Source organism: Nocardioides sp. (assembly GCF_024509035.1).
Taxonomy (GTDB): Bacteria; Actinomycetota; Actinomycetes; order Propionibacteriales; family Nocardioidaceae; genus Nocardioides.
On the sequence record NZ_JANINT010000263.1, the window covers coordinates 18718 to 23972 of the forward strand.

The 5255-nt window shown below is 70.9% G+C and carries 4 protein-coding genes; all 4 read left to right on the top strand.

Going from position 1 to position 5255, the window contains the following annotated elements; genetic code table 11:
* Window positions 1-2671, top strand: a 2671-nt coding sequence (gene uvrA / locus Q0L15_RS18130) for an excinuclease ABC subunit UvrA (RefSeq protein ID WP_296605853.1), incomplete at its 5' end; no start/stop codon positions are given.
* 106 nt (window positions 2672-2777) lie between these two features.
* Window positions 2778-3191 carry a Rieske (2Fe-2S) protein gene (locus Q0L15_RS18135; protein ID WP_296605854.1) on the top strand — a complete coding sequence of 138 codons (414 nt, stop codon included), beginning with the start codon at window positions 2778-2780 and terminating at the stop codon, window positions 3189-3191.
* Window positions 3192-3262: 71 nt separating this feature from the next.
* On the top strand, window positions 3263-3634 hold the full coding sequence (locus Q0L15_RS18140; protein ID WP_296605855.1) for a hypothetical protein: 372 nt from the start codon (window positions 3263-3265) through the stop codon (window positions 3632-3634).
* A 9-nt stretch (window positions 3635-3643) separates the two neighbouring features.
* Window positions 3644-5255: excinuclease ABC subunit UvrC (gene uvrC, locus Q0L15_RS18145; protein WP_296605856.1), on the top strand; the 1612-nt coding region annotated here is incomplete at its 3' end.

The window sequence follows — 5255 nt, forward strand, 5'->3', positions numbered from 1 at the left end:
CTCGACCGTCGGCACCATCACCGAGGTCTACGACTACCTGCGCCTGCTCTACGCACGCGCGGGCCGCCCGCACTGCCCGACCTGCGGCGCGCCCATCGAGCGCCAGACCCCCCAGCAGATCGTCGACCGCATCCTCACCCTCGAGGAGGGCCGGAGGTTCCAGGTCCTGGCGCCGGTGATCCGCGGCCGCAAGGGCGAGTACGTCGAGCTCTTCAAGCAGCTCCAGACCCAAGGCTTCTCGCGCGCCCGGGTCAACGGCGAGACCCACGCCCTCGACGAGCCCCCCAAGCTCGACAAGCAGAAGAAGCACACGATCGAGGTCGTCGTCGACCGGCTCGCGGTCAAGGAGTCCTCCAAGCGGCGGCTCACCGACTCGGTCGAGACCGCGCTGCAGCTGGCCGGTGGGCTGGTGCTGTTCGACTTCGTCGACCTCGATGCCTTGGACCCCCACCGCGAGCTGCGGTTCAGCGAGAAGATGGCCTGCCCGAACGAGCACCCCATCGACACCGACGAGCTGGAGCCGCGGTCGTTCTCGTTCAACTCACCCTTCGGCGCGTGCCCGGCCTGCCACGGTCTCGGCACCCGCATGGAGGTCGACCCCGAGCTCGTCGTCCCCAACCCCCAGGCGACCCTCGGCGAGGGCGCCATCCAGCCGTGGAGCCAGGCGCACGTCGCCGACTACTTCCTGCGGCTCATGGGCGCGCTCGGCGACGAGCTCGGCTTCGACCTCAACACGCCGTGGGAGGACCTCTCCGCCAAGGCGCAGCGCTCGATCCTCGAGGGCCACTCGACCAAGGTGCACGTGGTCACCCGCAACCGCTACGGCCGCCAGCGCGCCTACTACGCCGAGTTCGAAGGCGTGCGGCCCTACGTCGAGCGTCGGCACCGCGAGGCCGAGTCCGACACCAGCCGTGAGCGCTTCGAGGGCTTCATGCGCGAGGTGCCCTGCCCGACCTGCGCCGGCAGCCGGCTCAAGCCGGTCTCGATGTCGGTGACCCTCGGCGGCTCGCTCCAGGACGGCGGCAAGAACATCGCCGAGGTCTGCGCGATGCCGATCAACGAGACCGCCGACTACCTGCGCAACCTCGACCTGACCGCGCGCGAGCGTCAGATCGGCGAGCGGGTGCTCAAGGAGATCCAGGAGCGGCTCAACTTCCTGCTCGACGTCGGGCTCGACTACCTCTCCCTCGATCGGCCGTCCGGGTCGTTGTCGGGCGGCGAGGCCCAGCGCATCCGGCTGGCGACCCAGATCGGCGCTGGACTGGTCGGCGTTCTCTATGTGCTCGACGAGCCGTCGATCGGCCTCCACCAGCGCGACAACCACCGCCTGATCGAGACGCTCGTGCGGCTCAAGGACCTCGGCAACACCCTGATCGTGGTCGAGCACGACGAGGACACGATCCGCGTCGCCGACTGGGTCGTCGACATCGGGCCGGGTGCCGGCGAGCACGGCGGCCAGGTCGTCCACAGCGGCAGCGTGAAGGATCTGCTGGCCCACCCCGACTCGATGACCGGCCAGTACCTCTCCGGCCGCCGCGAGATCCCGGTGCCCGCCGTACGCCGGCCGCGGACCAAGGGCCGCGAGCTGACCGTGCACGGCGCGCGCGAGCACAACCTGCGCAACGTCGACGTGTCGTTCCCGCTCGGGCTGTTCGTCGCGGTCACCGGCGTCTCCGGCTCCGGCAAGTCGACGCTGGTCAACGACATCCTCTACACCGGCCTCGAGCACGTCGACAAGGTGATCCACGTCGACCAGTCGCCGATCGGCCGCACCCCGCGCTCCAACCCGGCGACGTACACCGGCGTCTTCGACCACATCCGCAAGCTCTTCGCCTCGACCCCCGAGGCGAAGATGCGCGGCTACCTCCAGGGCCGGTTCTCGTTCAACGTCAAGGGCGGACGCTGCGAGGCGTGCGCGGGCGACGGCACGATCAAGATCGAGATGAACTTCCTCCCCGACGTCTACGTGCCGTGCGAGGTCTGCCACGGGGCGCGCTACAACCGCGAGACGCTCGAGGTCCACTACAAGGGCAAGACGATCGCCGAGGTCCTCGACATGCCGATCGAGGAGGCCGCGGAGTTCTTCGCGGCCGTCCCCGCGATCGCTCGGCACATGAAGACGCTGGTCGAGGTCGGTCTGGGCTATGTCCGCCTCGGGCAGCCGGCGACGACGCTCTCCGGCGGCGAGGCGCAGCGCGTCAAGCTGTCCTCCGAGCTGCAGAAGCGGTCCACCGGGCGCACCGTCTACGTGCTCGACGAGCCGACGACCGGCCTGCACTTCGAGGACATCCGCAAGCTGCTCCTCGTGCTGGGCCGCCTGGTCGACCAGGGCAACACCGTGCTGGTCATCGAGCACAACCTCGACGTCATCAAGACCGCCGACTGGTTGGTCGACATGGGTCCCGAGGGTGGCTCCCGCGGCGGCACGGTGGTCGCCGAGGGCACTCCCGAGACGGTGGCGGCCAACCCCGACAGCTACACGGGCCGGTTCCTGGCGCCGCTCCTCGAGGGCCGTGCGGCCGCGCAGCCGATGGCGAAGAAGGCGGCGGCCACCCAGGCCACCTCCACGAAGGCCCCGGCGAAGAAGGCGGCCGCCAAGAAGACGGCCGCGAAGAAGACGGCCGCGAAGAAGAGCCCGGCGAAGAAGGCGACCGCCCGCAAGGCCGGCTGACGGCGCGAGATTCTCAGCGGACTCTCAACCGCCTGAACCTCGAAGCCCGATCCGCCGTTTGTAGGGTGAACGTTCAAGCACCGCCACCGAGAGGACGACCGTCACCATGGGGATCTCGCGCCGACAGACGCTGACCGGGGCCGCCGCGCTGGGGGTCGGCGTACCCCTCCTGGCCGCGTGCGGCGCCGGCTCCGGCGGCGAGTCCTCGGGCGGTGCGCCGTCGAGCACGCCGGGGGAGAAGCTCGGCGCTGCGGCCGACGTCCCGGTCGGAGGCGGCACGATCCTCGCCGACCAGAAGATCGTGGTCACCCAGCCGACGAAGGGCGAGTTCAAGGCCTTCTCCTCGATCTGCACCCACGCGGGCTGCCCGGTGACCGCGGTCCAGGACGGCACCATCAACTGCACCTGCCACGGCAGCAAGTTCTCGGTCGAGGACGGGTCGGTGGTCAACGGCCCCGCGACCAAGCCGCTGCCCGAGGTCGCGGTGACCGTCCAGGGCGGCGAGATCACCACCGCCTGACACGAGCCCGACCCGGCTCGGGGCGGCCGCCGCGATTCGTCCCGCCGGGACGGCTGCGCGATCATGAGCGGGTGCGACCACCCGCTCTCACGGAGTCGGCCAGCGGCGCCCAGCGGCTGGTCTGGCTGCTTCCGGCGCTGCTGCTGCTCGGCATCTCCGACACGGACCTCCCGACGGCGGTCTGCGCGGCCGTGCTCGTCGGTGCGAGCTGGCAGGTCCTCTACCGCCGGGGTCTCGGCGAGCGGCTGGTGCGGCTCGTGGCCTGCGGGGTCGGGGTCGGAGGGCTCGCGGTCCTCGACCTGGCGGCCCGGCCCGAGCAGCCCACACCGGCGGTGGCGTCGGTGGTCATCGTGGCGACGCTGATCGGCACCGAGCAGCTTCTCCGGCTCGGCGAGGGCGCGTACGACGCCCGCGGCGAGGGGACTGTCCCCGCCGGAACGTAGGGTTGGTCCGTGCCTCCTGCTCGACCGTCCCGATCCAGCCGAGGCCCGCTGTCCTACCGTCCCGCGCCCGGGTCGATCCCGACCCAGCCCGGCGTCTACCGGTTCCGCGACGCCCGCGGGCGGGTCGTCTACGTCGGCAAGGCGAAGAACCTGCGGGCCCGCCTCTCGTCGTACTTCCAGGACATCGGCAACCTGCACCCGCGCACCGCCACCATGGTCACCACGGCCGCGAGCGTCGAGTGGACCGTGGTGACGACCGAGGTCGAGGCCCTGCAGCTGGAGTACTCCTGGATCAAGGAGTTCGACCCGCGGTTCAACGTCAAGTACCGCGACGACAAGTCCTACCCGTGGCTGGCGGTCACCGTCGGCGAGGAGTTCCCCCGGGTGATGGTGGGGCGGGGCGCCAAGCGCAAGGGCACCCGCTACTTCGGCCCCTACAGCCATGCCTGGGCGATCCGCGAGACCGTCGACCTGCTGCTGCGCGTCTTCCCGATGCGTTCGTGCAGCAACGGTGTGTTCAAGCGGTCGAGCCAGATCGGCCGCCCGTGCCTGCTCGGCTACATCGACAAGTGCGCCGCGCCGTGCGTCGGCAACGTCAGCGCCGAGGAGCACCGGGCGATCGTCGACGACTTCTGCGACTTCATGGCCGGCCAGACCACGGCGTTCGTCAAGCGCATCGAGCGGGAGATGTACGCCGCCTCCGACGCCCTCGACTTCGAGAAGGCCGCCCGGCTCCGTGACGACCTCGGCGCGCTCAACAAGGCGCTGGAGAAGCAGGCCGTGGTGCTCGGTGACGGCACCGACGCCGACGTGATCGCGCTGGCCGAGGACCCGCTCGAGGTCGCCGTCCAGATCTTCTACGTGCGCGGCGGGCGCATCCGTGGCCAACGGGGTTGGGTGGCCGACCGCGTCGACGAGGGAGGCACCGCCGAGCTCGTCGACGACTTCCTGCTCCAGCTCTACGCCGGCGCGGGCTCCGAGGAGATCCCACGCGAGATCCTGGTGCCCGCGCTGCCGGCCGACGTGGCGACGTACGAGCAGCTGCTCGGCGACCTGCGCGGCTCGAAGGTCGCGATCCGGGTGCCGCAGCGCGGCGACAAGCGCACGCTCCAGGAGACCGTCGCCCGGAACGCCGCCCAGGCGTTGGCGCTCCACAAGACCAAGCGGGCCAGCGACCTCACCACCCGCAACCGGGCACTGGAGGAGATCCAGGACGCGTTGGGGCTCGACGAGGTGCCGCTGCGCATCGAGTGCTACGACATCTCCCACCTGCAGGGCTCCGAGATCGTCGCCTCGATGGTGGTCTTCGAGGACGGGCTCGCGCGCAAGAGCGAGTACCGCCGCTTCGTGATCCGCGGTCAGGACGGCTCCGACGACGTCCGCGCCATGCACGAGGTGATCACCCGCCGCTTCCGCCGGCTCCTCGACGAGCAGGCGACGAGCATCGAGGCGGCCGGGGCTCAGCAGGATGCTGGGGCGGGCCCGATGCTCGTCGACCCCGAGACCGGGCGACCCCGCAAGTTCGCCTACGCGCCCGGCCTGGTGGTCGTCGACGGCGGTGCTCCGCAGGTCGCCGCCGCCCAGCGGGCGCTGGCCGAGCTCGGCATCGTCGACATCCCGG